Annotated in this window: 23 protein-coding genes and 1 pseudogene; 9 read left to right on the top strand and 15 right to left on the bottom strand. The window is 62.4% G+C overall.

The window, feature by feature from the left end:
• The 4 genes from RPMA_RS20810 to fliL are packed head-to-tail and all read right to left on the bottom strand — an operon-like array spanning nucleotide 1 to nucleotide 2,932.
• A complete protein-coding gene (locus RPMA_RS20810; RefSeq protein ID WP_211909565.1) occupies nucleotides 1-771 on the bottom strand; it encodes a MotE family protein in 771 nt (256 codons plus the stop codon).
• Complete coding sequence (locus RPMA_RS20815) at nucleotides 768-1,214, bottom strand: DUF6468 domain-containing protein (protein ID WP_211909566.1); 447 nt, start codon at nucleotides 1,212-1,214, stop codon at nucleotides 768-770. Before RPMA_RS20815 ends, RPMA_RS20810 begins: the two co-directional genes overlap by 4 nt.
• The gene (gene fliM, locus RPMA_RS20820; protein WP_211909567.1) at nucleotides 1,211-2,410 is read right to left on the bottom strand and encodes a flagellar motor switch protein FliM; all 1,200 of its coding nucleotides are present in this window, start codon (nucleotides 2,408-2,410) and stop codon (nucleotides 1,211-1,213) included. The genes RPMA_RS20815 and fliM overlap by 4 nt, the downstream gene beginning before the upstream one ends.
• An 18-nt stretch (nucleotides 2,411-2,428) precedes the next feature.
• Nucleotides 2,429-2,932, bottom strand: coding sequence for a flagellar basal body-associated protein FliL (fliL, locus tag RPMA_RS20825; RefSeq protein ID WP_211909568.1), 504 nt, complete (start codon nucleotides 2,930-2,932; stop codon nucleotides 2,429-2,431).
• A 365-nt stretch (nucleotides 2,933-3,297) separates the two neighbouring features.
• Between fliL and flgF the strand changes: the two genes are divergently transcribed.
• The 5 genes from flgF (at nucleotide 3,298) to RPMA_RS20850 (ending at nucleotide 8,849) form a co-directional block, all read left to right on the top strand.
• Nucleotides 3,298-4,062, top strand: a complete 765-nt coding sequence (flgF, locus tag RPMA_RS20830) for a flagellar basal-body rod protein FlgF (protein ID WP_211909569.1) — start codon at nucleotides 3,298-3,300, stop codon at nucleotides 4,060-4,062.
• A 12-nt stretch (nucleotides 4,063-4,074) separates the two neighbouring features.
• The gene (flgG, locus tag RPMA_RS20835; protein ID WP_211909570.1) at nucleotides 4,075-4,863 is read left to right on the top strand and encodes a flagellar basal-body rod protein FlgG; all 789 of its coding nucleotides are present in this window, start codon (nucleotides 4,075-4,077) and stop codon (nucleotides 4,861-4,863) included.
• 11 nt (nucleotides 4,864-4,874) lie between these two features.
• Nucleotides 4,875-5,993, top strand: a complete 1,119-nt coding sequence (flgA, locus tag RPMA_RS20840; RefSeq protein WP_211909571.1) for a flagellar basal body P-ring formation chaperone FlgA — start codon at nucleotides 4,875-4,877, stop codon at nucleotides 5,991-5,993.
• Nucleotides 5,994-5,998: 5 nt separating this feature from the next.
• A complete protein-coding gene (gene flgH / locus RPMA_RS20845) occupies nucleotides 5,999-6,748 on the top strand; it encodes a flagellar basal body L-ring protein FlgH (protein WP_211909572.1) in 750 nt (249 codons plus the stop codon).
• Between the two features lie 235 nt (nucleotides 6,749-6,983).
• Complete coding sequence (locus tag RPMA_RS20850) at nucleotides 6,984-8,849, top strand: patatin-like phospholipase family protein (protein ID WP_211909573.1); 1,866 nt, start codon at nucleotides 6,984-6,986, stop codon at nucleotides 8,847-8,849.
• A gap of 52 nt (nucleotides 8,850-8,901) precedes the next feature.
• On the opposite strand, the gene RPMA_RS20855 is transcribed toward RPMA_RS20850, so the two are convergent.
• From RPMA_RS20855 to RPMA_RS20865, 3 genes are all read right to left on the bottom strand, one after another.
• Nucleotides 8,902-9,690: a 2-keto-4-pentenoate hydratase gene (locus RPMA_RS20855; protein WP_211909574.1), complete on the bottom strand. Its 789-nt coding sequence runs from the start codon at nucleotides 9,688-9,690 to the stop codon at nucleotides 8,902-8,904.
• Nucleotides 9,691-9,749: 59 nt separating this feature from the next.
• Entirely contained in the window at nucleotides 9,750-10,115 is a 366-nt protein-coding gene (gene dksA / locus RPMA_RS20860) for an RNA polymerase-binding protein DksA (protein WP_211909575.1), read from the bottom strand.
• Nucleotides 10,116-10,321: 206 nt separating this feature from the next.
• Nucleotides 10,322-10,732 carry a flagellar assembly protein FliX gene (locus RPMA_RS20865; RefSeq protein WP_211909576.1) on the bottom strand — a complete coding sequence of 137 codons (411 nt, stop codon included), beginning with the start codon at nucleotides 10,730-10,732 and terminating at the stop codon, nucleotides 10,322-10,324.
• Nucleotides 10,733-11,060: 328 nt separating this feature from the next.
• Here RPMA_RS20865 and RPMA_RS20870 point away from each other — a divergent pair.
• From RPMA_RS20870 to RPMA_RS20885, 4 genes and pseudogenes are all read left to right on the top strand, one after another.
• Nucleotides 11,061-12,184 (top strand): annotated as a pseudogene (locus RPMA_RS20870) (flagellar basal body P-ring protein FlgI).
• On the top strand, nucleotides 12,184-12,576 hold the full coding sequence (gene flgJ / locus RPMA_RS20875; RefSeq protein ID WP_211909577.1) for a flagellar assembly peptidoglycan hydrolase FlgJ: 393 nt from the start codon (nucleotides 12,184-12,186) through the stop codon (nucleotides 12,574-12,576). Before RPMA_RS20870 ends, flgJ begins: the two are co-directional and overlap by 1 nt.
• A 17-nt stretch (nucleotides 12,577-12,593) precedes the next feature.
• A complete protein-coding gene (locus RPMA_RS20880) occupies nucleotides 12,594-13,088 on the top strand; it encodes a hypothetical protein (protein WP_211909578.1) in 495 nt (164 codons plus the stop codon).
• Nucleotides 13,089-13,252: 164 nt separating this feature from the next.
• A complete protein-coding gene (locus RPMA_RS20885; RefSeq protein WP_211909579.1) occupies nucleotides 13,253-13,639 on the top strand; it encodes a hypothetical protein in 387 nt (128 codons plus the stop codon).
• 3 nt (nucleotides 13,640-13,642) lie between these two features.
• Here the strand turns inward: RPMA_RS20885 and RPMA_RS20890 are convergent, their stop codons facing one another.
• The 8 genes from RPMA_RS20890 to flgK form a co-directional block, all read right to left on the bottom strand.
• Entirely contained in the window at nucleotides 13,643-14,020 is a 378-nt protein-coding gene (locus RPMA_RS20890; protein WP_211909580.1) for a hypothetical protein, read from the bottom strand.
• A 92-nt stretch (nucleotides 14,021-14,112) separates the two neighbouring features.
• Nucleotides 14,113-14,481 (bottom strand): flagellar biosynthesis regulator FlaF, encoded by a 369-nt coding sequence (gene flaF, locus RPMA_RS20895; protein WP_211909581.1) that lies wholly within the window; start codon nucleotides 14,479-14,481, stop codon nucleotides 14,113-14,115.
• Between the two features lie 4 nt (nucleotides 14,482-14,485).
• Nucleotides 14,486-14,863: a flagellar biosynthesis repressor FlbT gene (gene flbT / locus RPMA_RS20900; protein WP_211909582.1), complete on the bottom strand. Its 378-nt coding sequence runs from the start codon at nucleotides 14,861-14,863 to the stop codon at nucleotides 14,486-14,488.
• 197 nt (nucleotides 14,864-15,060) lie between these two features.
• Nucleotides 15,061-17,511, bottom strand: coding sequence for a flagellin N-terminal helical domain-containing protein (locus tag RPMA_RS20905; RefSeq protein ID WP_211909583.1), 2,451 nt, complete (start codon nucleotides 17,509-17,511; stop codon nucleotides 15,061-15,063).
• Between the two features lie 383 nt (nucleotides 17,512-17,894).
• Nucleotides 17,895-20,297, bottom strand: a complete 2,403-nt coding sequence (locus RPMA_RS20910; RefSeq protein WP_211909584.1) for a flagellin N-terminal helical domain-containing protein — start codon at nucleotides 20,295-20,297, stop codon at nucleotides 17,895-17,897.
• 326 nt (nucleotides 20,298-20,623) lie between these two features.
• Entirely contained in the window at nucleotides 20,624-22,651 is a 2,028-nt protein-coding gene (locus RPMA_RS20915; RefSeq protein WP_211909585.1) for a flagellin N-terminal helical domain-containing protein, read from the bottom strand.
• A gap of 568 nt (nucleotides 22,652-23,219) precedes the next feature.
• Nucleotides 23,220-24,821, bottom strand: coding sequence for a flagellar biosynthesis protein FlgL (locus RPMA_RS20920; protein WP_211909586.1), 1,602 nt, complete (start codon nucleotides 24,819-24,821; stop codon nucleotides 23,220-23,222).
• 7 nt (nucleotides 24,822-24,828) lie between these two features.
• Nucleotides 24,829-26,700, bottom strand: coding sequence for a flagellar hook-associated protein FlgK (gene flgK, locus RPMA_RS20925; RefSeq protein ID WP_211909587.1), 1,872 nt, complete (start codon nucleotides 26,698-26,700; stop codon nucleotides 24,829-24,831).
• Nucleotides 26,701-26,724: the final 24 nt, after the last annotated feature.

Below are 26,724 nucleotides of genomic sequence, written 5' to 3' on the forward strand. Positions count from 1 at the left end.
TTAATTACGCACCGGCTGGACCGGCCGGCCTTCGATCTTCGGCAGTTCCGCCGTGGACGGCGTGCGTTCGCCGCCCTGTGCACGGCGCGCGAGCTCCACGGTAAGCTTTTCCGCGGCCTCCGGCTGCATCAGGCCGAGAATGTCGGACATCTTGCGCGGGGCGATCTGCGAGGCGATCTCGAACAGCACCGGCATTTCCAGGCGATCGAAGATCTTGGCGGCATCCTTCGGCTTCATGCTTTCATACATGGTGACGATGCCCTTGAAGCGCGCGCTATCTGCCTCGCCCTTCTGTTCGGTCGCCGTCTTGATGCCGGCCTCGACGCCCTTCAGTTCATCGACCCGGGTCTCGATCCGCTTTTCGGCGGCCTTCAACAGGCTCTCGCGAATCTCGATCTCGCGGGCGCGCGCATCGAGCTCCTGACGACGCGATTGCAGACGTTCGAGAATGGCGCGTTCGGCGTCGGAGACATGCGGCGCCTGCTCGACGGGGCGCGTATTGGTCACGGCGATCGCGTCGGGTGCGCCGACTGTGGGCTTGGCGGGATCGGCTTTCTTGTCCGGAACAGAGCCCGTGATATCCGTCTCGACCGGCTTGGGTGCGCCGGGGAAATTGAACATCTCCTGCGCCCATGACGCTTTCACGGGCTGCGGCTGATATTCAAACACATAGCCGCCATCGATCACCAGGCCGGCGATCTTGAGGATCGCCAGCCCGAGGACCGCAACGAGAACGACAGGAAGGATACGGATATCGCGAAAAGCCTTCATGCAGCGATGCCGTCAGGCCTCCGTCGCTCGACAAATGCCTGCGCCGCGGCGGCATTGGCACGCGCCGACGTGGCACGTGGAGCCGGCGCTTCGGGCTCAGCCTGCGCCACGAGCGGGCGCGCAGCGATGGCAATCTTCGATATCCGGCGCACCACGTGATCGCCTTCGGCGAGCTGCGCCTTGAGCTGATCGGCGAGTGCCGTGGCGGCATTGATCTGCGCGCCGAGATTCTCGTTGACGTCGCGCACCGTATGCTTGAGGCCGCCGATCGCACGTTCGGCGATCTCGGTCACGGTGATCAGCTCGCCGATGGTCGCCTTCAGCGACTGCTCATCGGCCTTAAGCTTCTTCAGCCGCTTGTTGAGCAGCATGCAATAGGCGATGGTCAGAACCAGCAGGACGGCAACCAGGCCTTCGATCACGATTCCCAGTGAGTGACTCATTGTGCCTCCATCATTTTGGTTTGTTCGTCTGCCTTTTCAAACATGGCAAGCGTCGTATGTGGTTTGCGTAACTGCTTGGTGACCCGGATCGCGACGCGATCGCCGACCCGTCCCATCCGCCCTTCGGTCAGGGTGACGGCGCCACAGCGGACGGCCACCAGCGCATCGGCGCGCATGTCGAGCGGCAGCGTGTCGCCGACCTTGAGCGACATCAGTTGCTTCAACGGAATGTTGGCTTCGTAGAGCACGGCATCGACGGCGATCTCCGCCTGCGCAAGTTCAGTGGCCAAATGGCTCTCCCAGATCGGATCACGGCCGAACTTTTCGCCCATGAACATCTGCATAAGCGTCGCGCGGATCGGCTCGATCGTCGCGTAAGGCAGCAGCAATTCGATATTGCCGCCGCGGTCTTCCATATCGACGTGCAGACGGACCAGGATGGCGGCATTGGCCGGCCGGGTGATCGTCGCAAAGCGCGGATTGGTCTCGAGCCGATCGATGTTGAACGACACCGGCGACAGCGGCCGGAAGGCCTGCTCCGCATCGGCGAGCACCACCTCGATCAGGCGCTTCACGAGATTGGTCTCGATGGTCGTATAGGGACGTCCCTCGATGCGCACCGAGGCCTGGCCACGGCGGCCGCCGAGCAGCACGTCGATCATCGAATAGATCAGGCTGGAGTCCACGGTGGCGAGGCCGAAATTCTCCCACTCCTCCGCCTTGAACACGCAGAGCACCGCCGGCAGCGGGATCGAATTCATGTAATCGCCGAAACGCACCGAGGTGATGCGATCGAGCGAAACTTCGACGTTGTCCGAGGTAAAGTTGCGCAAGCTCGTGGTCATCAGCCGCACCAGGCGGTCGAACACGATTTCGAGCATCGGCAGACGCTCGTAGGACACCATCGACGAGTCGATGATGGCGCGGATGCCGGAATTGTCGTCGAGATTGATTTCGCTGACGCTGAAACCGAGCAGATTGTCGATTTCTTCCTGTGAAAGGACGCGCTCGCCGCCGTTCTTGCCGCCGCCGAGATCGCGGCCGCCATCTTCCACCATGGCGGCCCACTGCTCGGCCATGGTGCCGGTCAGTTCATTTTCGGCCGCAGCTTTAGCCGCCTCAACGGGGTCCTCTGAATCCAGAGATGCTTCCCATTCGGCGGCAATGGCGTCCTGATCGACCTGCTCGGTAGACATTGCTTTAGACCCACACCCTCACTGAACGAGGATTTCCTTGAACAGCACGGCATTGACGTGATTGGGCGCGATCGCCGCATTGACCCGGCGCGTCAGCTCTTCCTTCAAGCGGAACATGCCGACCGAACCGTTGAGATCGGACGAGCGCAGCTCACGCAGATAGACCTGCGCCATATCGGTAATGCGCGGCATCGCCGGGGTGATCAGCGCGACCTGCGGCGCATCCTTCACTTCGAGGACCAGCTTCGCCTTCAGATACTGCACGCGCTCGCCCGGCTGACCGGCGAGGTTGACCATGATCTCCGGCACTTCGACGAAAGACAGCGGCTTCGCCGCGGCAGGCGCCGCCTCGGCGTGCTCGTCCTTCTTCTTGCCCTTGGCCAGAAAGAAGTAGCCGCCGCCACCGCCGACCAGCGCCAATGCGACGGCCCCGATGATGATCAGCTTGAGTTTGCTCTTCTTGGGAGCTCCAGCCTCGTCCCCACCGGGGGCGCCGCCTTCAGAATTTTCGGTATCCGCCATCGCTCGCCCGTTCGGGGTTTGGGATGGGCTCGATGCTGCAAAGCAGGCCCTAAGACGCGATACAAATGCTGCCAGCGCCAAAGGCCCTGTCTGTTCCGGACGCTAGGTCGCAATGGTTAATGGAATCTTTATTTTCGGCCGCCACTAGGAAAATTCTGCCGGCAAATATGGTCAACAAGACCTTTCTGCCGCCCTCCCGCGCCGGCAAAAATCTACCAATCGATTGATAATTCAACAATTTTTGACTTGGCACGGGTTTCGCTACTCAACTGGTGTGAACCACGGCTTGGGAGAGCTTGAGTGGTTCACGAGATCCACGAACCGGCTTGGGAGAGCCGCTCGTTGGGACCAGGGGAGATTACCCGATGGAGAACTTGGGTCTCGTCGGATTGTCGCGGCAGATGACGCTTCGTCGTCAAATGGACGTCGTGGCGAACAACATCGCGAACATCAACACCGTCGGCTTCAAGGCCGAGCGGATGCTGTTCCAGGAATATCTGAGCCCGACCGCGCACGAAGACAACTTCGTCGGCCGCGATCGCCGGGTATCCTTCGTGCAGGACCGCGCCACCATGCATGATTTTGCTGGCGGACCTGTCGAGCCGACCAAAAATCCGCTGGATGTCGCCATCGACGGCAACGCGTTCCTCGAGGTCCAGACCCCGGCCGGCACGCGCTACACCCGCGACGGCAGCCTGCAGATCAACAATCAGGGCCAGCTCGTGACGTCGAGCGGCTTCCCGGTGCTGGGCAATAACGGCCCGATCGTGTTCCAGCAGACCGACCACGACATCAACATCTCGCAGGACGGCACCGTGACGGTGCTGGAAGGCACCAACCGTGTCGACAGCGTGCGCAGCAAGATCCGCATGGTTCAGTTCGCCTCGCCGCAGCAGCTGGTGAAGGAAGGCTCGAACCTCTATTCGGCCGGCCCCGGCGCCAATCCGCAGCAGTCGGTGACCTCGAAGCTGAACCAGGGCTTCATCGAACGCTCGAACGTGTCGTCGGTGACAGAAATGACGCGGATGATCGAAGTCACCCGCGCCTACACCGAACTGTCGAACATGCTGCAGTCGCAGGGCGACTCGCGGCGTACCGCCATCGAAAAACTCGCTGACGTTCCGGCTTAAGGAAACAGACCCATGCGCGCACTTTATACCGCAGCGACCGGGATGGCGGCCCAGGAACTCAACGTTCAGGTCATCTCGAACAACATCGCGAATATGCGCACGACCGGCTACAAGAAGCAGCGTGCCGCGTTCCAGGATCTCATCTACGATCACGTGCGCCGCGTCGGCGCGCAGGCATCGGACCAGGGCACCATGATCCCGGTCGGCGTCGATATCGGCGGCGGCGTCAAGACCGTCGGCACCCCGCGCCTGATGGGCCAGGGCACGCTGTCGATCACCGGCAACGACCTCGACGTCGCCATCCGCGGCGAAGGCTTCTTCAAGATCCAGATGACTGACGGCACCTTCACCTATACGCGTGACGGTTCGTTCTCCACTGACAGCCAGGGCCGCATCGTCAATGCCCAGGGCAACCTGCTGCAGCCGACGATCACCATTCCCACCGCATCGTCGCAGCTCAGCATCAACTCCGCCGGCCAGGTCTCGGTCATCGTACCGGGCACGACGACGCCGACCGTGCTGGGCACCATTAACCTGACCCGCTTCATCAACAAGGCCGGTCTCAACCCGATCGGCGACAACCTGTTCACGGAAACGCCGGCATCGGGCCCGCCGCAGGACGGCATCGCCAATGCCGACGGCTTCGGCGACATGCAGCAGCGCAACCTCGAACAGGCCAATGTCGAAGTGGTCACGGAAATCTCCGACCTGATCGCCGCGCAGCGCGCCTATGAGATGAACGCCAAGGTCATCAGCGCCGCCGACCAGATGCTGCAGTCCACATCCGGCATGTTCCGCTGAGGGAGTTGATCATGACCATGCGCTCCCTCCTCCTCGCCACCGCCATGCTCGCCGCTGCCGCGACGACTGCATTCGGGCAAGGTATCCGCGACAACACCATTGCCGTGCCTGCGCTGCGCGCCAATGTCTCCATCTCCGGCGACGTGGTCCGCATCGGCGACGTCATCGACAATGCCGGCCACGCCGCGCAGATCGCGATCTATCGCGCGCCGGATCTCGGCACGGTCGGCACGCTGACCACCGCGCAGATCATCGCAACCTTGCGCACACATCACGTGATCGGTGTCGATACCCGCGGCCTGCAGTCGATTGCTGTGACGCGCCTGTCGCGCAACATCGAGAGCAAGGAACTCGAGAACCATGTGGCCAAAGCGCTCGAGCACCGCAACGGTCTCGGCGACGCCACCAACCTGGTGCTGACTTTCGACCGCGACGTGCAGAGCCTGCAGCTCGATCCGTCCTACACCGGCGCCATCGACCCGATCTCGTCGCGCTTCGATACGCGCACCGGCCGCTTCGACGTCATCTTCGCTATCAACAGCGACACCGCGGCTCCCGCGACCAAGCTGCGCTTCACCGGCACCGCCGTCGAAACGCTGGAAGTCGCCGTTCTTGCGCGCGGCGTCGAGCGCAACGAAGTTCTGAAAGCGTCTGATGTCGTCCTGGAACGTCGCCCGAAGAGCGAAGTCGGCAATGACGGCGCCTCGCGTGACCGCGCCGTCGGCATGCAGAGCCGTCGCCAGCTGCGCGCAGGTCAGGCGCTCCGCAATGCCGACCTCTCCAAGCCGGACCTCGTGGTGCGCGACCAGGCCGTCACGCTGGTCTACCGCGCTCCCGGCTTGCAGCTGACGGTCCGTGGCAAGGCACAGGAATCCGGCACCGAAGGCGACGTCGTCAATGTCATGAACCTGCAGTCGAAGCGCAGCGTTGCCGGCGTCGTCACCGGTCGCGGCGAAATCACCGTGTCCGCCCCGTCCGCCGCCCCGCTCCCGGGCGAGCGGGCACCCGCACCATCCGCTCCCGAACCCACAGCGTCTGAAAAGATCTCCCAAGCTCCCGTCGCTGCGTCTCCCTCTCCCATCGCCCTCGCTGCCAACGACCGCGTGCCCGTCTCTCGCAAAGCTGAGTAAAGTAGATGTATCGGTTCAATCGCCCACTCGCCCTTGCAGCGCTCCTCGCGACCGGTGTCGGTAGCAGCGGCTGCTCGTCCATCGACCGCCTTGCCTCCATCGGCGAGAGGCCGGCCCTGACGGCGATCGAGAATCCGACGACGCAGCCCGGCTACAAGCCGGTGCAGATGCCGATGCCGAAGCCGGAAGTGGCGTCCTATAACGCCAACTCCCTGTGGCGCAGCGGTTCACGCGCCTTCTTCAAGGATCAGCGCGCTCGGCAGATCGGCGACATTCTCACCATCACGGTCAACTTCACCGACCGCGCCAATATCGCCAACCAGACCCAGCGCAGCCGCACCAACAAGGAGGATGCGGGGATCACCGACTTCCTCGGCAGCAAGCTGCTGCCGACGCCGGCGGAATCGCTCCTCCCGGGCAAGCTGATCACCGCGGACGCGACGTCGTCGAGCGACGGCAAGGGTTCGGTGGCGCGTCAGGAAGCGTTGCAGACCAGCGTCGCAGCCGTCGTCACGCAATTGCTGCCGAACGGCAATCTCGTCGTCGAAGGCAAGCAGGAAATCCGCGTCAATTACGAAGTACGCGAACTGATCGTCGCCGGCATCGTGCGACCGGAAGACATCCAGAGCGACAACACCATCGACAGCTCGAAGATCGCACAGGCGCGCATCGCCTATGGCGGCCGCGGCCAGATCTCCGACGTGCAGCAGCCGCGCTACGGCCAGCAGGTGCTCGACGTCTTGCTGCCCTTCTAAAGCTCTCCCAGCTCCCACATCGCATCGTGCTCCCACGCGATGCGGTGTTCAAACGCGGCCTTCCGTTAGCTCCCCTGACGGAAGGCCGTCGTCGTTTCGGCCCCACTACCAGAAATAACCTTGACGGCCGAATGCGCGCCTTGCGTCACCATTTCCGTTGACTCAAATCCACCACTGATGATGTCGTGCGGCGGTACTTAATTCATATAAGAATATTATCGCATTCGGGGGATGTATGCGCGCGGCGCCCGACTTCGCAGATCAACCCAGTCGGCAGCTTCTGCAGACCATTCTGGGCAACCATTTCGCCACCGACGATGCCGGCATTCTCGCGGCGATCGAGGCAGGCACTCACTATATTGACCTGTCGTCGGGGGAGACGCTGTTCCGGCAAGGCGACCCCGGCGACGATGTGTATTTCGTGCTGTCAGGCCGGCTGCGCGCGATCGTTATGAATGGAAACGACCGCAAGGTGCTGGGCGAGATCCGGCGGGGCGAGACCATCGGCGAACTGGCTTTGTTCACCGGCGAACCGCGATCGGCCTCGATTATCGCAATGCGCGATTCTTCAGTCGCCAAAGTATCGCGCAGCGTCGTCGAAGCCGCGATCAGCAAGGTCCCGCAGATCGCGCTGTCGATGACCAGGCTGGTGATCGAGCGCTTCCGCCGTGCGGAGCGGGCCGGTACGCCGCCGGCCGTGCCCGTGAATGTCTGCGTGCTGCCGATCTCTGCCGGCGTCGATGCTGCCCGCTTCGCCGCAGCCCTGCGCACTGCGCAGCCGGATCCGACAAAGATCGCGATCATTACGCCTGCGGATATCGCCGCCCAACTCGGCAACCAGACCGGCGCGGATGTCTGGAAGCGCTATGGCGCGGTCGATCGCCACGTCAACGGCGTCGAGGCCGACAACGGCGCGCTCTATCTCGTCGCGGAGCACACCGATACGGAATGGACGAGATTCTGCCTCCGGCATGCCGACGAAGTGCTGCTGCTCGCAGACGCCGCCGCGACACCGGATCTGTCGGCCGTCGAACGCGACTGCCTGCACGGCACTACGCCGATTTCCATCGCGAACCGGACGCTGGTGCTGCAGCACGACGCGGCGACGAAATCGCCGTCGGGCACGGCGCGTTGGCTGGCGCAACGGCCGGCGACGCGTCACTTCCACATCCGCCCCGCGCTCGATGCCGACATGCGCCGAATCGCGCGGATCATATCGGGTCGCGCCATCGGCCTTGTTCTCGCCGGTGGGGGCGCCAAGGGCTTTGCGCATGTGGGTGTCGTCAAAGCCATCGAAGAAGCCGGTATCGAAGCGGACTTCATCGGCGGCACATCGATTGGTGCCATCATGGGCATGGTGATGGCGCTCGGCCTCGATGCGAGCGGCGTTAGGACCGCCGTGCACAAAGCTTTTGTTGCGCATCCCAAGGGCAATATCACCGGCGACTACAATTTTCTGCCGTTGGTTTCGCTGATCCGGGGCCGCCGCAGCCACGATGCCATCAGCGCCGCCGTGTTCGATGCCGCTGCAAGCCACATCGACATGGAGGATACCTGGAAGACGTTCTTCGTCATCGCATCGAACTATTCGACCGGAGGCGAGGCCGTGCTCACACACGGCTCGCTGGCGCGCAACGTGATCGCCAGCTACGCCATTCCCGGCGCGCTGCCGCCCGTCTTCATCGACGGCCATATGATGTTCGACGGCGGCACCTTCAACAACTTCCCTGTCGATGTGATGGCCGAACTGGGTGTCGGCAAGATCATCGGTATCGACCTCTCAACCGATCACGGCCGTACATTCGAACTCGCAAGCGTGCCGGGCACGATGGCGCTGCTGCGCGACAAATTCCGCCCGCGCAAGAAACGGCGCTACCGGCTGCCGAGCGTGTTCGAAACCATGCTGGCTTCGTCTTTCATCACCTCGGCCAGCAAGCAGAAATCAATGCGCAAACACGTGCATCTGCTGTTTCAGCCCCAGATCCCGCGCACGGGCCTGCTCGAATGGAAACGCTTCGACCAGATCGTCGAGGCCAGTTATGTCCACGCAAGGGATATGCTCGTCGCCATGGACGAGGACGCCAAGCGAGTGTTCCGGTAGTTCAAGCGCGGGATATGATTTCAAAGGCGATGCGGCGTCGCATCCCCTTCGATCAAGCCTTGAAGTCGACCGCGACGCTGCCGAGGCCCGACAGTTCCATCCACACCTCATCGCCGGCATTCAGCCACGCGGTCTGCACGAGACTTCCGGTCAGGACGAACTCACCGGCGCGCAACGTCTTGCCCTGGGCCGCGAGGTGATTGGCGAGCCAGGCCAGTGCGTGATGCGGATGGCCGAGCACATCGGCGCCCGTGCCGCGTCCGATCTCGACGCCGTTGACGACGGCGCGGCCTGTCACCGACAGCAGGTCAGGCGCATTGCCGGGTGCGACACCCTTGCCGAGCACACAGCCGGCCGCGAAGAAATCATCGGCGATCAGCGCACGCGGATCCATGCCACGCCAGTCCGCATAGCGATCATCGACGATCTCGATGGCCGGGAAATAGGCCTCGATCGCCGGAGCAACGGTGGCTGCGGTGAAAGGCTCGCCCGACGACGTGAGGTCGTGAGCCAATCGAACGGCGATCTCGCACTCGACGCCGACGTGAACATAGTCGGCATAACGCAACGATGCGCCGCTGGCATGCACGCTGCCCATATAGAGGCCGCCGGCACAGGGATGATCGATGCCGAGATATTGCTGCATCACCGCGCTGGTGCAGCCGATCTTGTAGCCGACCTGCGTGCCGAAATGCGGTGACAGCAGATTGTGAAGCGCGTCCTGCACGCGATAGGCATCGGCTTCATCATGCGGGATCGCTTCCGGCGGCAGCTCGGCCAGCGGCGTGCGATTCTGGCGCACATAGGCCAGCACCTCGGCAATCGCGAGAGACTTCTCCATCGACATCCTCCCCAAACAAAAACGGCCGCCTTCGAAGGCGACCGCTGCATTCCAAACGACTATTCGTCGCGATAGACCTTTTCGCGCTTCTCGTGGCGCTCCTGGGCTTCCACCGACAGCGTCGCGATCGGGCGGGCTTCGAGGCGCTTGAGGGAGATCGGCTCGCCGGTCTCCTCGCAATAGCCGTAGCTGTTATCCTCGATCCGCAGCAGCGCTGCATCGATCTTGGAGATTAGCTTGCGCTGCCGATCGCGGGCACGGAGTTCGATGGCGCGGTCGGTTTCCGACGAGGCACGATCGGCCAGGTCGGGGTGGTTCACATTCTCTTCCTGCAGGGTCTGCAGGGTGAGCTTCGATTCGCGGAGGATCTCTTCCTTCCAGGCCAGCAGCTTGGCGCGAAAATACTCGCGCTGCCGGTCATTCATGAAAGGCTCTTTATCGGAGGGGCGATAGCTCTTTGTCTTGTCCAAGGCCAATCCATCAATGCTTCATGGCGCCGGAAATACCCGGTCGCGCGGGCGCTTATATAGCTACGCCGTGTGACAGACAATAACGTCCGGGAACGGTCCCCGGATGCTCCCCGGGATGTTCTCCACTGGAACTTGGCGTTCGGCCTGGAATAGGTCGAGGTTCAGACCTGCCCGGCCTTGGCGAGTTCGACTTCCACCCGTAATTCGATCTCCGAGAGGACCGCGTCGAGACCGGCATCGCCGGATGAGGCCTTGAGATCGGCCGCAGCCGTGCGCAACCGGGCCACGGTCGCGGGCGTGATCGAGCCTGCCAGCATGCTGATCTTGAGTTCGTCCAGAACGTCGAGCGCACCGCGCCCGCGCTGCACCGAGCGCTTGCGGCGTTCCGTGGCGTCCTCGACGCCCTGCATGGCCAGAAGCGCATCGATGCTATTGGCGGCGCGCGGTGCTGCCGCAGGCCGGGCATCCGCGGCAGGTGCCGTGTCAGGCAGCGAAAAGGTCGACGAGCTGGCTTTCTTGGCGCCCGATGAGGGAGTTCCAAGCGTGGTGCCGTTCGGTCCGTAAATGCGCATCGGCGAGTCCAGCGAAAATGGCGGCCATTTTCGGTCCGCACAGTGGCCACTCCGCCCCATCCAGCGACAGCATCGCGAAAGCCGGCGGCCCTGTCTGCACCCTCGCGGTTTATGGTTAATCAAACGTAAACAGCCCGGCAAAATCTGCCGCAACCGGCAGTTTCGGCGTGGGCCAGACGACCTGCGGAACCCTTGAACGGGATTTTTGTCGTTTTATTTCAGATATTTACAACATCGAACAGGCTGGCACGGGCCTCGCATAGAGATAGCCGGACATCGTCATGGGAGTGGCGAGGGTCCGAGCCAAGACCTCAGCGGGGAGCAGAGGATGCCGAGTCTACCTTCGATCCGAATCTGCCAGACGGCCTGCGCGGCCCTGTTCGCGCTTGTGCTGTCACTGGCGTCGGCGCATGCCACGTCCCGGATCAAGGATCTCGCCAATATCGAAGGCGTCCGGCAGAATCAGCTTATCGGCTACGGTCTGGTGGTCGGCCTCAACGGCACCGGCGACACCCTCAACAACATCCCCTTCACCCGCCAGTCGCTGCAGGCGATGCTGGAGCGCATGGGCGTGAATATTCGCGGCCAGACGCTGCGTACGGGTAACGTCGCCGCCGTCATGGTGACCGGCAACCTGCCCGCTTTCGGCACCCAGGGCACCCGCATGGACGTCACTGTCTCGGCGCTCGGCGATGCCAAGAACCTCACCGGCGGCACCCTGCTCGTCACCCCCTGCTCGGCGCCGACGGCAATGTCTATGCCGTCGCCCAGGGCTCCCTCGCCATCAACGGCTTTGCCGCCGAAGGCGCTGCCGCCAGCATCACCCGCGGCGTGCCGACCGTCGGCCGCATCGCCAACGGCGCCATCATCGAGCGCGAGATCGAATTCGCACTGAACAGGCTGCCCAATGTGCGCCTTGCGCTCCGCAATCCTGATTTCACCACCGCCAAGCGCATCGCCGCCGCGGTGAACGATTTCCTCGGCAGCAAGACCGCCGAGCCGATCGATCCGTCCACCGTGCAGATGTCGATCCCCGCCGAGTTCAAGGGCAACGTCGTCGCCCTGCTCACCGAGATCGAACAGTTGCAGGTCGAGCCGGATCTCGCCGCCAAGATCATCATCGACGAACGTTCCGGCATCATCGTGATGGGCCGCGATGTCCGCGTGGCGACGGTCGCCGTTGCCCAGGGCAACCTCACCGTCACCATTTCCGAAAGCGCCAATGTCAGCCAGCCCGGCGCATTCTCCAACGGCCGTACGGTGCAGACCCCATCGACCCGCGTCGGCGTCACCGAGGACGGCAAGAAATTCGCCATCGTCAAGGACGGCGTCTCGCTGCAGCAGCTTGTCGACGGCCTCAACGGTCTCGGCATCGGACCGCGCGACCTGATCGGCATCCTGCAGGCCATCAAGGCCGCAGGTGCCATCCAGGCCGATATCGAGGTGATGTGATGAACGGCATCAACGCAGCCGCCGCCTACCAGGCCAAGCACCCGACCATCAACGGCCGCCCCGATGTGTCGCTGATCGAAGCAATGCAGAAGGTTTCGCCGCAGGCGCAAGCCAAGACGCGCAAGCAGTCCGAAGACTTCGAGGCGATGTTCCTCAACACCATGTTCGCGCAGATGACATCGGGCATCAAAGGCGAAGGCCCGTTCGGCGAAAGCACTGGCACCAGCGCATGGCGCTCGATGTTGACGGACGAATATTCGAAGTCCTTCGCCAAGGCCGGCGGCGTCGGCATCTCCAACGAAGTGTTCCGCTCGCTCATTCTGCAGCAGGCCCAGTCTTCAAACAATTCGGCTTCCAACAATTCGACTTCTGCCAAGTCGGCCTCCAACTAACGCACGAGGACATCGTCATGACCAATGCCATGCGCCAGCAACCGGCTCCGATCGTCGCGCCTCGCCCGGTTGCGACGCCGACGGAAGCACGCCAGCTCGCCGATGCGCTGATGACGGTGATGAACGACCTCCTCGCCATCATCGACAAGGAAACCGCGCTGATCCGCGCCGGCAATATCCGCGAAGCCATCAAGCTCGAAGCGCCGAAGGCGGATATTTCCAAGCGCTACATCACGATGATCTCGCTGCTCAAGATCAGTCAGACCTATCTCGCCAAGACGACGCCGGATCTGCTGCAGGCGCTACGCAAGCATCACGACGTCTTCCGCGCGATGCTCCAGGTCAATCTCACGGTGCTCGCCACCGCGCATGCGGTGTCCGAAGGCATCGTGCGCGGCGTCAATGCCGAAGTGCAGCGCCGCAATATCCCGCAGACCTACACGGCGGCGGGACGACAGGCACAGCCCGGCCGCGCCAACATGACGCCGCTGATGATGAGCCGATCGCTCTAGGCGGCACTCCGAGCCTGGTGCCGGCCGCGTCACTTTCAAGCGGCGGCACCACTCGCTTTTGATTCAAATTGTCGGCTGGACTTAAGCATCGAATTCACGGATTTGATGCAATCTCTGCGTTTGGGAAGGGGTCGGGAAACGTCATTGGAGCCAGGAGGGCTGCCATGAGTACCGACTATTTGATCAAACCGGTGGGGGCACCGGTTGCGGCACAGATCGTCAGACCCGCACCAGAAGCGGTGCGCGAAGCCGTGCCTACTCAACTGCCGCCGGATAAAACCGTGACGGCTGCCCCTGGTATCTCGCACGTCAATATTTCGCCTGCGAACTATCAACAGGTCGACAGCGATCGCATCTCGAAAGGCGTGATCATCGATCGCGATGCCGGGCAGATGGTCTATGTGTCGGTCGACAAGAAGACGAACCAGATCATCAACCAGTATCCGGAAGAGACGAAGTTGCGAACGCGAGCCTATCTGCGTGCGATGGATACGGCCAAGCAGGAAGCAAGATCGTTCGACCGGCGCATGGAAACCGATCGCAACGCGTAAGCGTCAGCTGCGCGTCGCATAGGCCGTGTCGAGATAGGTCCCACCCGTTGCGCTATCCGTCACGACGTTCTTGATGACGGCCTTGTTCGGGATGATCTCACCGGCGGCATTCGTGCTCAAGGTCACCTTCGTATCACCGACGCGGAAGGCGTTGTCCTTGATCAGCACCTGCTGGTACTTGACCGTGCCTTCGCTCTGATACTTGACCTGCGCCCGGAAACCGTTGACCTGCGAAATGGCGACTTCGAACTTCTTGCCGTTCGCGTAGGTGCCCTTCCAGCTGCCTTTGTAGGCATCTGCGTCCACCGGAACATACTTGCCCGGCGTAATCGGCGTGGTCGTCTTGTACGCGGTTGCGAGAATGCTGAGTGCGTCGGCCATCGCGGTCCCTGCTGGTGATGGCTGGAATCACCAGCCGTACTGCATCGCCACTAGGCAGCAGTGCGCGTTAACAACGCGTTACACAGGGATGATCAGGCGCCGCGGCCGCTGAGGCCAGCCGCGATGTTGCGATTGATATCGATCATCGACTGCAGCTTCGTGGCATCCGGCTGCAGCTTCAGCGCGGCGCACTGGGTCAGCACGAAGATGCCGATATTCGCGATGTTCTGGCGGATCTCGACCGACTCCGGATTGGAATCGTTCATCGCATCGCCGACGAAGATCGACCAGAGCTTGCGATTGAAGAGCAGAGCGTCTTCGAACTCGGCATCGGTGTGGCCGAGATTGGTCATCACGTCCTGCAGCTTGCGTGCCGCCTTGAGAAGCGCCTGGGCCTCGATGTCGCGCGGTGTTGCCGTCGTTTGAGCAGTACGTGCATAGGCACTGGCACCGATGGACATGAAACTACCTCAGCAAATCTTCTTCCCGCTTGATCAGCGGCCGCAATTCCCTGAGTGCTTTGTAAAGTTGGCCACTTAAGATAAGCTTACTAATCTCGCCGATGGGCTCGTGATAGCTCGGCACCGCTTCGATCAGTTCCTTGATGAAGCCGAGATACAGTTCCTGATAGGCCGGTATATCGTTCTCCAGATACATCATCTGCACGCAGAGATAGATACGCTTGACCGGCGTGTTCGCGGTCTCCGCGGTGAGGATATCTTTTTCGCGCAGAATGGGCGCATCGCCATCGATCAGGAACGCCGTGCGCGTATCGGAATTGGTGATCACGCTTTGGCCGATGATGATTCGCTCACCCGGCTTTAGTTCGACTCGCAGTGGCATTCCGATCTCCTCTTTCCGTCTTCGCAGAGCGGACATATGCGCATCGGCATGACACGCCGCCGACCGTAGAAATACGACGACTGCGTCAAATTATCCAGTCACTCAGATACCACGCCGACTCACGCGATGGCTTGCTCCGAAAAGCCAAACGGCGGGGTTTCCCCCGCCGCCTGGAACAATATCGTCTAGTCCCAGCCTTACTGGAGCAGCTTGAGCACGCTCTGCTGCGACTGGTTGGCGAGCGCCAGCGCGGACACGGCGATCGACTGGCGGGTCGACAGCGCCTGGCTGTTCGCGGCCTCTTCATTGGTGTCGGCGAGCGTCAGGTTGGACGAGCCGGTCTGCAGCACGTTGATCAGGTTCTTCGCGAAATTCTGACGAATCTGCACGATCGAGAGGTTCGAACCGAGCGTCGATGCTTCCGAGCGCAACCGAGTGCTGGCGGCATTGAGCTGGCCCAGCAAGGCGTTGGCCGAGTTGTTGTCGAGCAGATCGATGCCGCGCTGGAGAACCGGCAGGCCGAGGCCTTCCGGCGACAGCGTCACGCCGGGCACGTTGAGCGTCGACTTGCCGGTCTCGTTGAACACGAGCTTCAGCGTATCGCCATTCAGCAGGTTGATGCCGTTATACGAAGCATCCTGCGACGTCGTGGTGATCTGGTTGACGATGTTGTTGTACTGCTCGACCAGCAGCGCGCGCGCCGACATCGAGACAGGATCCGGCGTCGGCACTGACGGGCTGAGGCCATTGAACAGGTTGCCCGTGGTGGTCGCCGAGCCGCCGATCACGCCGATGGTCTGTGATGCCGCGTCGTTCGACGTGGTGATGGTGATGGCGCCGGTGGTCGAGATCACAGCCTGCAGATTGTTGGGCAGCAGCGCTGCGTTCAACTGCGCCAGCGTCGAGACCTGGCCGGGATTGGTACCGAACGTAATATTCGTGGCCGTGGTGTTCGGCGTGGTCGCGGCAATGGTCAACGTCTGGCCGCTGAGGCCGCCGGTCGCCGGCGTGCGCTGGAAGGTGCCGGTGGTGAGGCCGAGCTTTGCGAGCGCGTTGCCGCCCAGCGTCAGGTCCTGCGCGAGGCCGGTCTGCAGCGTGACGATGCCGGCCGTCGATACGACCGAACCGGTGCCGCCGGTGATGGAGTCCACGGCCTGCAGGATGTCATTGACGGTGCCGGTGGTGATGTCGATGGACAGCGTACCTGCCGTTGCACTGCCGACGGTGCCGGTGCCGTTGTTGAACGAGATCGTCTTGCCGTTGATGACGAGGGTGTCGCCTGCAGCGAACTGCGTCGTCAGGGCACTTGAGGTCGGGTTGGCAGGACCGCTGAGCTTGCTGGCGGCGGTGATCGGCGCCGGCGTCGAGGGCGCAATGGTACGCGTTGTGGTACCGCCGGTGAGCCCCAGCGCGGTGAGGCCTGTGCCGCCAAGCACGAGATCCTGACCGACACCCGTGCTCACATTCACCTGGCCGCCCGCCGTCACCGTCGAGGCGCCCGTCGCCGAGCCGGTGATCGTGTCCAGCTCGGTGAGAACGCTCTGCACCGTAGCCGTCGCCAGATCGAGATAAGTCGTGTTTGCCGCACTGCCAGCCGAGCCGCCTGCGCCGCTGTCGAAGAACGCAATGGTCTGGCCGTTCGCGGTGATCGTATCGGTCGTGGTCAGCGCTGTCGGCAACGCATTGGAGGTCGGCGTCGCTGTGCCAGCGAGACGCGTCGCAGTCGTGATCGGCGTCGGCGTCGGCGCAGCATTGGTGCGGTTGGTCGTGCCGGCAGCAAGACCGAGCTTAGCGAGACCGTTACCGCTGATGATGAGGTCGCTGGTGGTGCCCGTATTCAGCGTGATAGCGCCGCCAGCCGAGATCGAAGACGAGCCGCCCGAGATCGCGTTGATCGCCGCCAGGACGTCATCCACATCGCCAGTCGTGATGTCGATCGACAGCGTGCCCGCTGTCGCCGAGCCAGTGGTGCCGGCGCCCGAGTTGAAGCCGATGGTTGTCCCGTTGACGACGATGGTGTCGGCCGCAATGAAAGGCGTGGCCAGGTTATTGGTGCCCGCACCTGCCGTGCCCGACAGAATGGTCGAGCCGTTCTGGGCAGTCGTTGTCGTGTTGTCGCTGTTCAGCGCTGAGCCCAGCACCGCAACGCTCTGATAGGCGCCGAGATGGTTGTTGTTGACGATGCTGCCGGCATTGATCGCCGGCGTGATGGCGCCGGTGTGATTGTTGCTGAGAACCGAGCCCGCAATCGAACCACTGGCGATGCCGGTGCCGCCGAGGATGTTGTCGGCGTTGGCGCCCGGATTGGCCGGCGTGGTCAGGGACGACTTGGTGTAGCCGACATTGCTCTGCAGCGCCTGATTGGCGACCGACTTGGCAGTGTCCACCAGCTTCTGCAGCGAGGTGATGCCGGTGTTCGCGGCCTGCAGGATCTGCACGCCGTTGCTGATGCCATCAAGCAAATTGTTGATGTCGCCGGCGCGGCTGTCGAGGCCGGCGGCGGTGAAGAAATTGGTCGGGTTATCGAGGGCGGAATTGACCTTCTTGCCGCTGGCAAGCCGGCTTTGCGTGGTCGCCAACAGATCGGCTGTCGATTGCAGCGAGAGCAAATTCTGGCGTACGGACGCCGAGAGAACTACGCCTGACATGTTGTGACCTTCCTGTTCCTTGCGGAAACCGGACCTTCAGGTCCGCGCCGCATGGCAGCCGCCTACGACCTGTCAGTCGCAGCGATGCAGCCGGTGATGTTCAACGCCCTTCTGGAAGAGGGACCTCGACGCACCCCTGAGGGGTGTCACCGGATCAAGTACGGCCGATTCTCGGCCTGCCTGCTTCCTGCTCAGGGCCGAATATGGTCACTGACAATTTAAGATATGGTTAACGCCGTATTAAGACCTCCGCAGAATCTGTCCCAAAATGAAAAAGGCCCGCAAGGCCAGTGCCTTGCGGGCGCCCCGCCGAGCGGGCAATGACAACGAAAAAAGCGGCGGGGTTGCCCCCGCCGCCTTGTTTTTCGTTCCGTTCGCTGCGCTTAGCGGAGCAACTGGAGCACGCCCTGCTGCGACTGGTTGGCCAGCGCGAGCGAGGAGACAGCGATCGACTGGCGGGTCGACAGCGCCTGGCTGTTGGCCGCTTCCTCGTTGGTGTCAGCGAGGGTCAGGTTCGACGCACCGGTCTGCAGCACGTTGATCAGGTTCTTCGAGAAGTCCTGACGCATCTGCACGATCGAGAGGTTCGAACCGAAGGCCGAAGCCTGCGAACGAAGCTGCGAGCTGGCATTGTTGAGGCTTGCCAGGATCTTGTTCGTCGACGCGTTATCGATGAAGTCGGTGCCGCCCTTCAGAGCCGACAGGCCGAGACCGTCCGGACCGAACGAGACGCCGGAGATGTCGAGCTTGGACTTGCCGGTTTCGTTGAAGGTCAGCGACAGCGTGTCACCATTGAGCAGGTTCACGCCGTTGAAGGACGAATCCTGCGCCGTGGTGCGGATGTTGTCGATCACCTGGTTGAACTGGGCAACGAAGCTGGCGCGGGTGGCCTGCGAGGCAGCATCGGGCTCAGCGGCGGATGCCGTCTTGCCCTCGAAGATACCGCCGGTGCCGGTCACCGTACCGCCAATCAGACCGATATCGAGCGACGCATTGTCGTTCGTGGTCGTGATCGTCAGCTTGCCGGTGCTGCTGATCGAGGCCTGGAGGTTGTTGGCCGCCAGATTCGTGTTCAGCTGAGCCAGCGTGCTGACCTCACCATCGGCGGTGCCGAAGGTGATGTTGGTCGCCGTACCGCCGCCAACCGAAGCGATGGTCAGGGTCTGGCCGGACAGGCTGCCGCCGGCAGCCTTGCTCGCGTCGGTGACGCCAGCCGTCAGGCCAAGCTTGGCCAGGGTACCGGTGGTGCCGCCGAGGTCGAGATCGGCGAGCGTGCCGGCATTCAGCTGCACCTTGCCACCGACGACCGACGAAGCCGTGCCGGTGTTGCCGCTGTAGATGTCGATCTGCGCGAGAACGTCGGCAACATCCGCCGTTGCGAGGTCGAACGAGGTCGTGTTGGTCGTCAGGGGATCCGTTTCACCCAGCGACGAGTCGTAGAAGCCGATCGTCTTGCCGTTGACCGTGATCTTGTCGGCCGACGTGAAGTTCGCGGTCAGCGAGTTCGTGCCGACAGCGCCCTTCAGCGTGGTCGCACCGGTGACCGGCGCAGCAACGGCCGGAGCCGAGGTACGTGCGACAGTGCCGGTGGCCAAACCGAGCTTGCCGACGCCGGTTCCGCCGAGGGTAACGTCGGTGGCGGTACCCGTGGCGAGACGGAACTGGCCCTGGGCGTTGACCGTCAGCGAACCACCGCTGGCGTTATCGATCGCAGTCTTCAGGTTGGCAACCGTCGTGCTGGCGAGATCGAGATACACGTTGTTCGCCAACGCTGGCGGGGTCGACTGACCTGCACCCGAGTCGTAGAAGTTGATCGTGGTGTTGTTGACGGTGATCGTGTCAGACGTGGTGAACGGCGTGGCGAGACCATTCGACGTCGGCGACGCCGGCTCGGCGAGCAGCGAGCCAGTCGTCACAGCCGTCGGGGTATGCGGCGCATTGGTGCGGGCAAAGGTGCCGGAGGTCAGGCCGAAGCCGGCGGCGGCAGTGCCACCGATGGTCAGGCTCGAGCCGGTGTTGCCGGTGATGTCGATCGCGGTGCCGTTGAGCACAGCTGAACCACCACCAGCAGCAGTAAGAGCGCTGTTGATCTTCGTGAGGACCGAGTCGATGTCGTCATCGACGGAGATCGTCGAAGCGGTCGAGGCCGTGCCGGTGCCGACGATACCGAAGGTCGTCGAGCCGATCGTCAGCGTCTGACCTGCAGCAGGCGTGTTGGTGCTGATATCGCTGACCAAGCTGGTCCCGTCGGTGATACCGGCGATGTTCGCGCCAGTACGTACCGGAGCGACATAGGCACCCTGCGTGTTGCTGGTGATCGCAGTGCCGAGCGCACTGAAGCCAGCAGTAAACGTTTCCGAGATGTTGTTCAGCTTGACCGAACCGGTGACCGAAGAGGTGGTGGCAGCGGTGGTGCCGAGCAGGTTGGCAGCGGTCGCGCCCGAGGCTTCGCTGGCGACCGAGGACTTGGTGTAGCCGGTGGTGGCCTGCAGCGCCTGGTTGGCGATCGACTTCGCAGAGTCGACCAGCTTCTGCAGCGAGGTGATGCCGGTGTTGGCGGCCTGGATGACCTGAACGCCGTTGCCGATACCATCGAGCAGGTTGTTGATGTCGCTGGCGCGGTTGTTCAGCGACTGGGCGGTGAAGAAGTTGGTGGGATTGTCGAGCGCCGAGTTGACCTTGTTACCGGTCGCGAGGCGGTTCTGGGTGGTCGAGAGCAGATCAGCGGTCGACTGCAGCGAGAGCAGGTTCTGACGGACTGATGCCGAGAGTGTAATGCCGGACATGTTTGGTTACCTTCCTGGTAGACACAACGACGACCTTCTTGGTCGATGTGGTACCATGGGGATGCGGGCCTTAAAGCTTGGTAAAATGCTGCGCGGTTTTTGTAATTAAGCACCGCCACGCTTACGTAAGAACCGCGGCAATGTTCAGCGATTCCAGCGATTTAGCCGGTAGATCCCTACGCACAAAAAAATGCAGCGAAGCTTGCGCCGCTGCATGTGACAGGCCTCATCCTACCGCTCGCCGCCGACCGGGAAATCCGGAGCGCATCAACGCAAAAGCGGCGGGGTTGCCCCCGCCGCTTTGTTTTTTGGTCCGTTCGCTGCGCTTAGCGGAGCAGCTGGAGCACGCCCTGCTGCGACTGGTTGGCCAGCGCGAGCGAGGAGACGGCGATCGACTGGCGGGTCGACAGCGCCTGGCTGTTGGCCGCTTCCTCGTTCGTGTCGGCCAGCGTCAGGTTCGACGCACCGGTCTGCAGCACGTTGATCAGGTTCTTCGAGAAGTCCTGACGCATCTGCACGATCGAGAGGTTCGAACCGAAGGCCGACGCCTGCGAACGAAGCTTCGAGCTGGCATTGGTCAGGCTGGCGAGGATCTTGTTCGTCGACGCGTTGTCGATGAAGTCCGTACCCGCCGCCAGCGACGACAGACCGAGGCCGTCCGGGCCGAAGGATGCGCCCGAGATGTCGAGCTTCGACTTGCCGGTTTCGTTGAAGGTCAGCGACAGCGTGTCACCGTTGAGCAGGTTGACGCCGTTGAAGGACGCGTCCTGCGCGGTGGTGCGGATATTGTCGATCACCTGGTTGAACTGGCTGACGAAGCTGGCACGCGTGGCCTGCGAGGCAGCGTCGGCAACCGCAGCGGTCGCCACCTTGCTTTCGAACGCCGAACCGACGGCCGTTGCCGTACCACCGATCACGCCGATGCTGGACGAAGCGGCATCGTTCGTGGTGGTGATGGTGATCTCGCCCTTGGTGCTGATCGAGGCCTGTAGGAAGTTCTTCGCCAGCTCCTTGTTCAGTTGGTCAAGGGTCGAGATCTGGCTGGTGCCGGTGCCGAAGGTGATGTTGGTGGCAACAGCACCGCTGGTCGGACCGCCCGTGGCTTCGATCGTCAGAGTCTTGCCGGTCAGGCCGGCATCCGCCGCCTTGCTGGCAGCCGTCGTACCGGCGACCAGACCCAGCTTGGTGAGACCCGTGCCACCCAGAACGAGATCGGCGGTCGTGGAAGCGTTCAGCGTGATCTTGCCGTTGCTATACGAATGCGCCGCACCGCCGCTATAGGTGTCGACCTGATCGAGCACGTCCTCGACAGTCGCCGTAGCGAGATCGAAATAGGTCGTGTTCGCCGCCGAGCCAGCCGAACCGCCAGCGCCAGAGTCGAAGAACGAGATCGTGCGGCCATTCACCGTGATGGTGTCGGACGTCGTCAGGTTTGTCGCCAAAGCACCCTGCCCCGTGGCACCCGCGATCTTGGTCGTGCCGACGATCGGAGTCGCGGTGGCCGGAGCCGAGTTGCGCGAAGCGGCATAGGTGGTGCCAAGGCCGAGCTTGGCGACGCCGGTGCCCGACAGAGCGATATCGGCGGTCGTGCCCGTGGTCAGCGTGATGCTGCCAGCCGAGATACCCGAGGTGCCACCGGTCGCGGTGTTGATGGCAGTCAGGACGTCCTGCACAGTACCGGTCGTGATATCGATCGACAGGTTGCCGGCGGCAATCGAACCCGTGGTGCCGGCGCCGCTGTTGAACGCGATCGTCTTGCCATTGGCAACGATCGTATCGGTCGCGATGAATGCGGTCGCCAGGTTGTCCGAGGCTGCACCGGCGGTACCCGACAGCTTGGTTACGCCGGTGATGGCAACAGCCGTACCGGTGTTGTCGTTCAGCACGGCCGTACCGGCAGCACCGGCATGAGCCGAATAGACGGCGGTGTTGTTGTTCAGCACAGCCGTGCCCGTCACCGAGCTGGTCTGGATCGCAGTGGTGCCGAGCAAGTTCGTCGCAGTGGCGCCCGACGTGTTCGAGGTGACGCTGGACTTGGTGTAGCCGGTCGTGGCCTGCAGTGCCTGGTTCGCGATCGACTTCGCGGAATCGACCAGCTTCTGCAGCGAGGTGATGCCGGTGTTGGCGGCCTGGATGACCTGAACGCCGTTACCGATGCCATCGAGCAGATTGTTGATGTCGCTGGCGCGATTGTTCAGCGACTGCGCAGTGAAGAAGTTCGTCGGGTTATCGAGCGCCGAGTTCACCTTGTTGCCGCTGGAGAGACGACCCTGGGTGGTGGCGAGGAGATCCGCAGTCGACTGCAGCGAGAGCAGATTCTGACGCACGGATGCTGAGAGAGTGATGCCGGACATGTGAGATACCTTCCTGGTAAAATGAACACACGATCTTCTTGATCGACGCCGGAAAGATGAGCCCGAGCTTCTAACAATGCATGAAATCAATCTCCGAAAGTCAGCGCTACTCTCATACGCAACTACACTTCATCAATGACTACACATCTACGCAAACAACTTCTCACCTAGCGATTTCACGCTTACTATCAAAACCATCCTACGTACATACCACGACTACACATTGTGCAGTTTCGGTATCTAGCTGCGCTAGAACTCGAGATCCGCATGCTTGATGAGGACGATTTCTTAACCAGCAAAACGCGAAATATTTTTCATGCATGGAACCGCGCACAAAGACTGCAGAAGCGCCACCGCAAAACGGAGACGACAATCGGACATGCCTACCTATGACGACGCGATTCGCATCACCACGAGGCGAGGAACAGCACGCACCGGCAAGCGCCGGAATCCGGATGACGCATCATGCCGGCGGCGACACGCACAAAGAAAAAAGCCCGGCTCGCGGGGAGCCGGGCTTCTTTTTGGATTGTCAGTTCGCGGGCGCGAGCGTCCTCGCCTGTGAGCGTCAGAGGAACTTGACGAGACTCATCTGATACAGCGTCGACGTCGTTTGATACGAGGCCTGCAACGCCGTCTGCAGCGCCAGGATCTTGGTGGCGACCTCGTCATTGTTGATGCCTTCGATGCTGTCGAGCATCGTCTGCGCCATCGCCTTGGTTTGCACTTGACGGTCGGTGCTCGACTTGATCGCGGCTTGCGCTCCGGCGAAATCCGCCTGGATGTTCTCGACGGTCTGCTGGCCCGGCACGTCGGCGAGGTTCTGGGCCACGCGCTGGTTCAGTGCCGTGATCTGCGCATTCGCATCCTTGGCATAAGCGGGATTGTTGAGCTTGTCCGCATCAACGGCGACGGCCGCGAACACCGCCACCGTCTGCAACTGGTTGCGCAGCGCCTGCTCGTCGGCGCGCGCGCCATACTGCACCGTGATCGACGTATCGATCTGCGACACCGCCGATCCGCGTGCCGCACCGTTCTGCACGACGTCATTTGCCTCGCCGTGATACCAGATTACCGTATTGGTCTCGTCGCCTGCCTGCAACGCGACCGACGTCGCCGAAGCATTCGGTGCACCGACCACGCGCAGCGGCGGATTGTCGAAGAAGTTCTCGCCCGCCTCGATGGCCGACGCGGCCACCATGGGGCCGTTGGCGAGGTCCTTCATGGCGGTGCTGAGTGCTTCGTTCAGTTTGATCGCCGTGGCTTCCGCGACGGTCACCGGCGGCGTCGCGCTGGGATCAGCCGCGCCGATGGCGAAGGAATTCGCCGGCAGCGGCGTCTTGTCCGACGCCGTCAGCACGATGTTTTCCTGGGTGCCGTCGGGCATGGTGAAGGAGACCGTCACCGTATCGCCGACCTGCGGCGTGCTGGTGCCGAAATTGACCGACATCGACTTCTGTTGCGGGGTCGCCGTCGATGGCTGCGTCACCGTTGCGCCGGCAATGGTGGTGGCGATGCTGGCGACTTTCATGCCGAAAGGCGACGCGGTCGCAGGCGCAGTCGGCGTCATGTCTTCTTCGGTGATGGCCACCACAGTCGTGACCGGCACGCCGACTGTCGTGCCGACACGGCCGTTATTGTTGACGCCGAGATCGGCCGTCTTGCGCTCGTCGATCACCTGCTTGAGGCCGGCAATCGCGGCGCCATTGCCATTCATGATCTGGTCGGCCGGCGCCACCGGCGCCGTGTTGGTCGCGCGGCCGGAGAACAGATAACGGTCGCCGGACCTGGCGTTGAGCATGTCGACGCTATCAAAGAAATTCAGCGACGCGGTCTTCTGCCCCGGGGTCTGTCCGGTATTGTCGAAATTGCCGCCGGCGCTCACCGCTGCGCCCTTCACTTCCGTGCCGATCGCCACCAGCCGCTGCAGCGACAGATTGGCGACGCCGATGCGCGTGTTGAGATTGGTCGCCGTGTCCGCATAGGACGCCACGGTGGTGATCTGCGCGCGCAAGGCGATCGACAGGCTGGCGCCGCTGCCGAGGTCCGCATAGGTGTTTCCGATCTTGCCGCTCGACAATTGCTGAGTCAGCGTATCGAGCTGACTGCGCAGATTGAGAATGCCGGATCCGATATAGGAGGTACGCCCGCCAACGCCGCTGATTGTCATGATGGCCTCAGAATGCGTTCATCAGGGATTTGTACAATTCGTTCACGGTCGACATCACGCGCGCATTCGCCGAGTAGGCGTTCTGCAGCGCCAGCAGATGCGCCATCTCGTCGTCCATGTTGACGCCGGACGCATCCGCCATTTTCTTGTCCAGCGTGTTCAGCACCACGTTCTGGCCGTCTGCGAGCTGTTTCGCCGACTCCGCTGCCGAGCCCTGCTGGCTGACGAACTGCCGCATATAGCTGAGCAGGTTGCCGGTGAACGGCGCACTCGTGCTGCCCGTTCCGGTCTGCGCGCCGTAAGTGAAGCTCGCATTGTTGAGCTGGTTGAGCATGTAGGACGAGCGCTTGGTGTCGCCTGCCAGCGTCGATGAACTATAGGTGACGAGTTTCGCAGGATCGGCGATCAGCCCATTGTTCACGGAGATGCGACCGGCAAGACCCGTGATCTGCGATCCGGTCGTCGAGACGCCGCCGCTGTAAGCAGAACCATTGTCGGTGAAAAGCGCGAATTCCGTGCTGCCATCGGCCAGCGTCCCCGGCGGCTGCGTCACCGTCGTGGATAGGCCGTTGATCGTCGCGAAAGCCGGATTGCTGGAGACCGACAAGGACGACAGCGATGTCCCGCTGAAGGTAACGCTGCCGCCGAGCGCGCCATTGATCTGGTTCAGGATCCCGGCAACGCCCTGCGAGAAGTCGATGCCGATCACTTTGTCGTTCGGATTGGCGGTCGCCGTATCCGGCAGCGGCAGCACGTCCGGTGAATCGACGCGCATCAGTGAGATCTGCTGCTGCTTGCCCGTCGCCGCATCGGTGTAAGTGAGATTGATCACATTGCCCGGCAGCATCTTGGATGCATCGAGCGCATAGTCGGTGGCCGGCGCCACCGGTGCAGGCGACACCGTGGTCTTGTCGGACAGCGCGCTCGAGATCGATGCCGCGAATTGATCGAGCTGGTTCTGCGCTTCGACCAGTGTCTTGTCGCGCAGTTCCGTATAGGCGGCGATGGTCCCGGACTTGATCGCGCCACTCGCGGTCAGGTCGATCGATCCGCCATTCGGCAGGTCGATCACCACCGAGCCCAGCGTGCTCTTGGCCGGATCCGAATTCCATGCGGTCTGCGCCGACACCGTGTTCTGCGCGTCGAAGCGCAATGTCGCCGCTTCATTGCCGACGAGCTGCACGCCCGATCCGGTGAACACCGTCACCTGGTTCGCACCATTGGTGGTGACGCGGATATCCATCAGCTGCGACAGCTGATTGATATATTGATCGCGCCGGTCCAGCAGCGCCGCCGTGCTGGAGTCGGTGGAGGTGCCGCCGAGCGGATTGGCCGTCAACTGATTGTTGATGGTCGCAATCTGCTTCATCAGATTGTTGGCGGTGGTGACGGAATCCTTGATGCCGTTTTCGGCGCCGCCGCGCAGGTTCTGAATGCCCTGCGTCATCGAGTTGAGCTGCTGCGCCAGCGTCTTGGCGGCATTGAGCACGCCGATACGCGCCGACGAACTATCGGCACTCGTCGCCAGTGCCTGCACCGCCGAGGTCAACGCATTGAAGGAATATTCGAGCGAACCAATCGAACCGGGATTGCCGTACAGGCTCTGCATCTGCTGCAGATAGTTTGACTTCAAGGTCGCGTAGCCCGCGCCGGACATCTCGGTGCGAAGCTGCGCCATGATGTACTGGTCGAGCTCGCGATTGACACCGATGGTGCGAACACTGCTGCCATCGCCCGCGGTGACCGCGATCTGGTCGGTTGCCTTGCGGATATAGCCGGGCGTTTCCGCATTGGCGACATTCGACGAGACAAGCGCAAGCCCGGCCTGATTGGCACGCAAGCCGGCCATGGCGATGGAGAGTGCGGTGTTCAGACTCATGACTAACTGTCGCTCTCAAGGTTC

Origin of the sequence: Tardiphaga alba (assembly GCF_018279705.1) — a bacterium.
GTDB lineage: Bacteria > Pseudomonadota > Alphaproteobacteria > Rhizobiales > Xanthobacteraceae > Tardiphaga > Tardiphaga alba.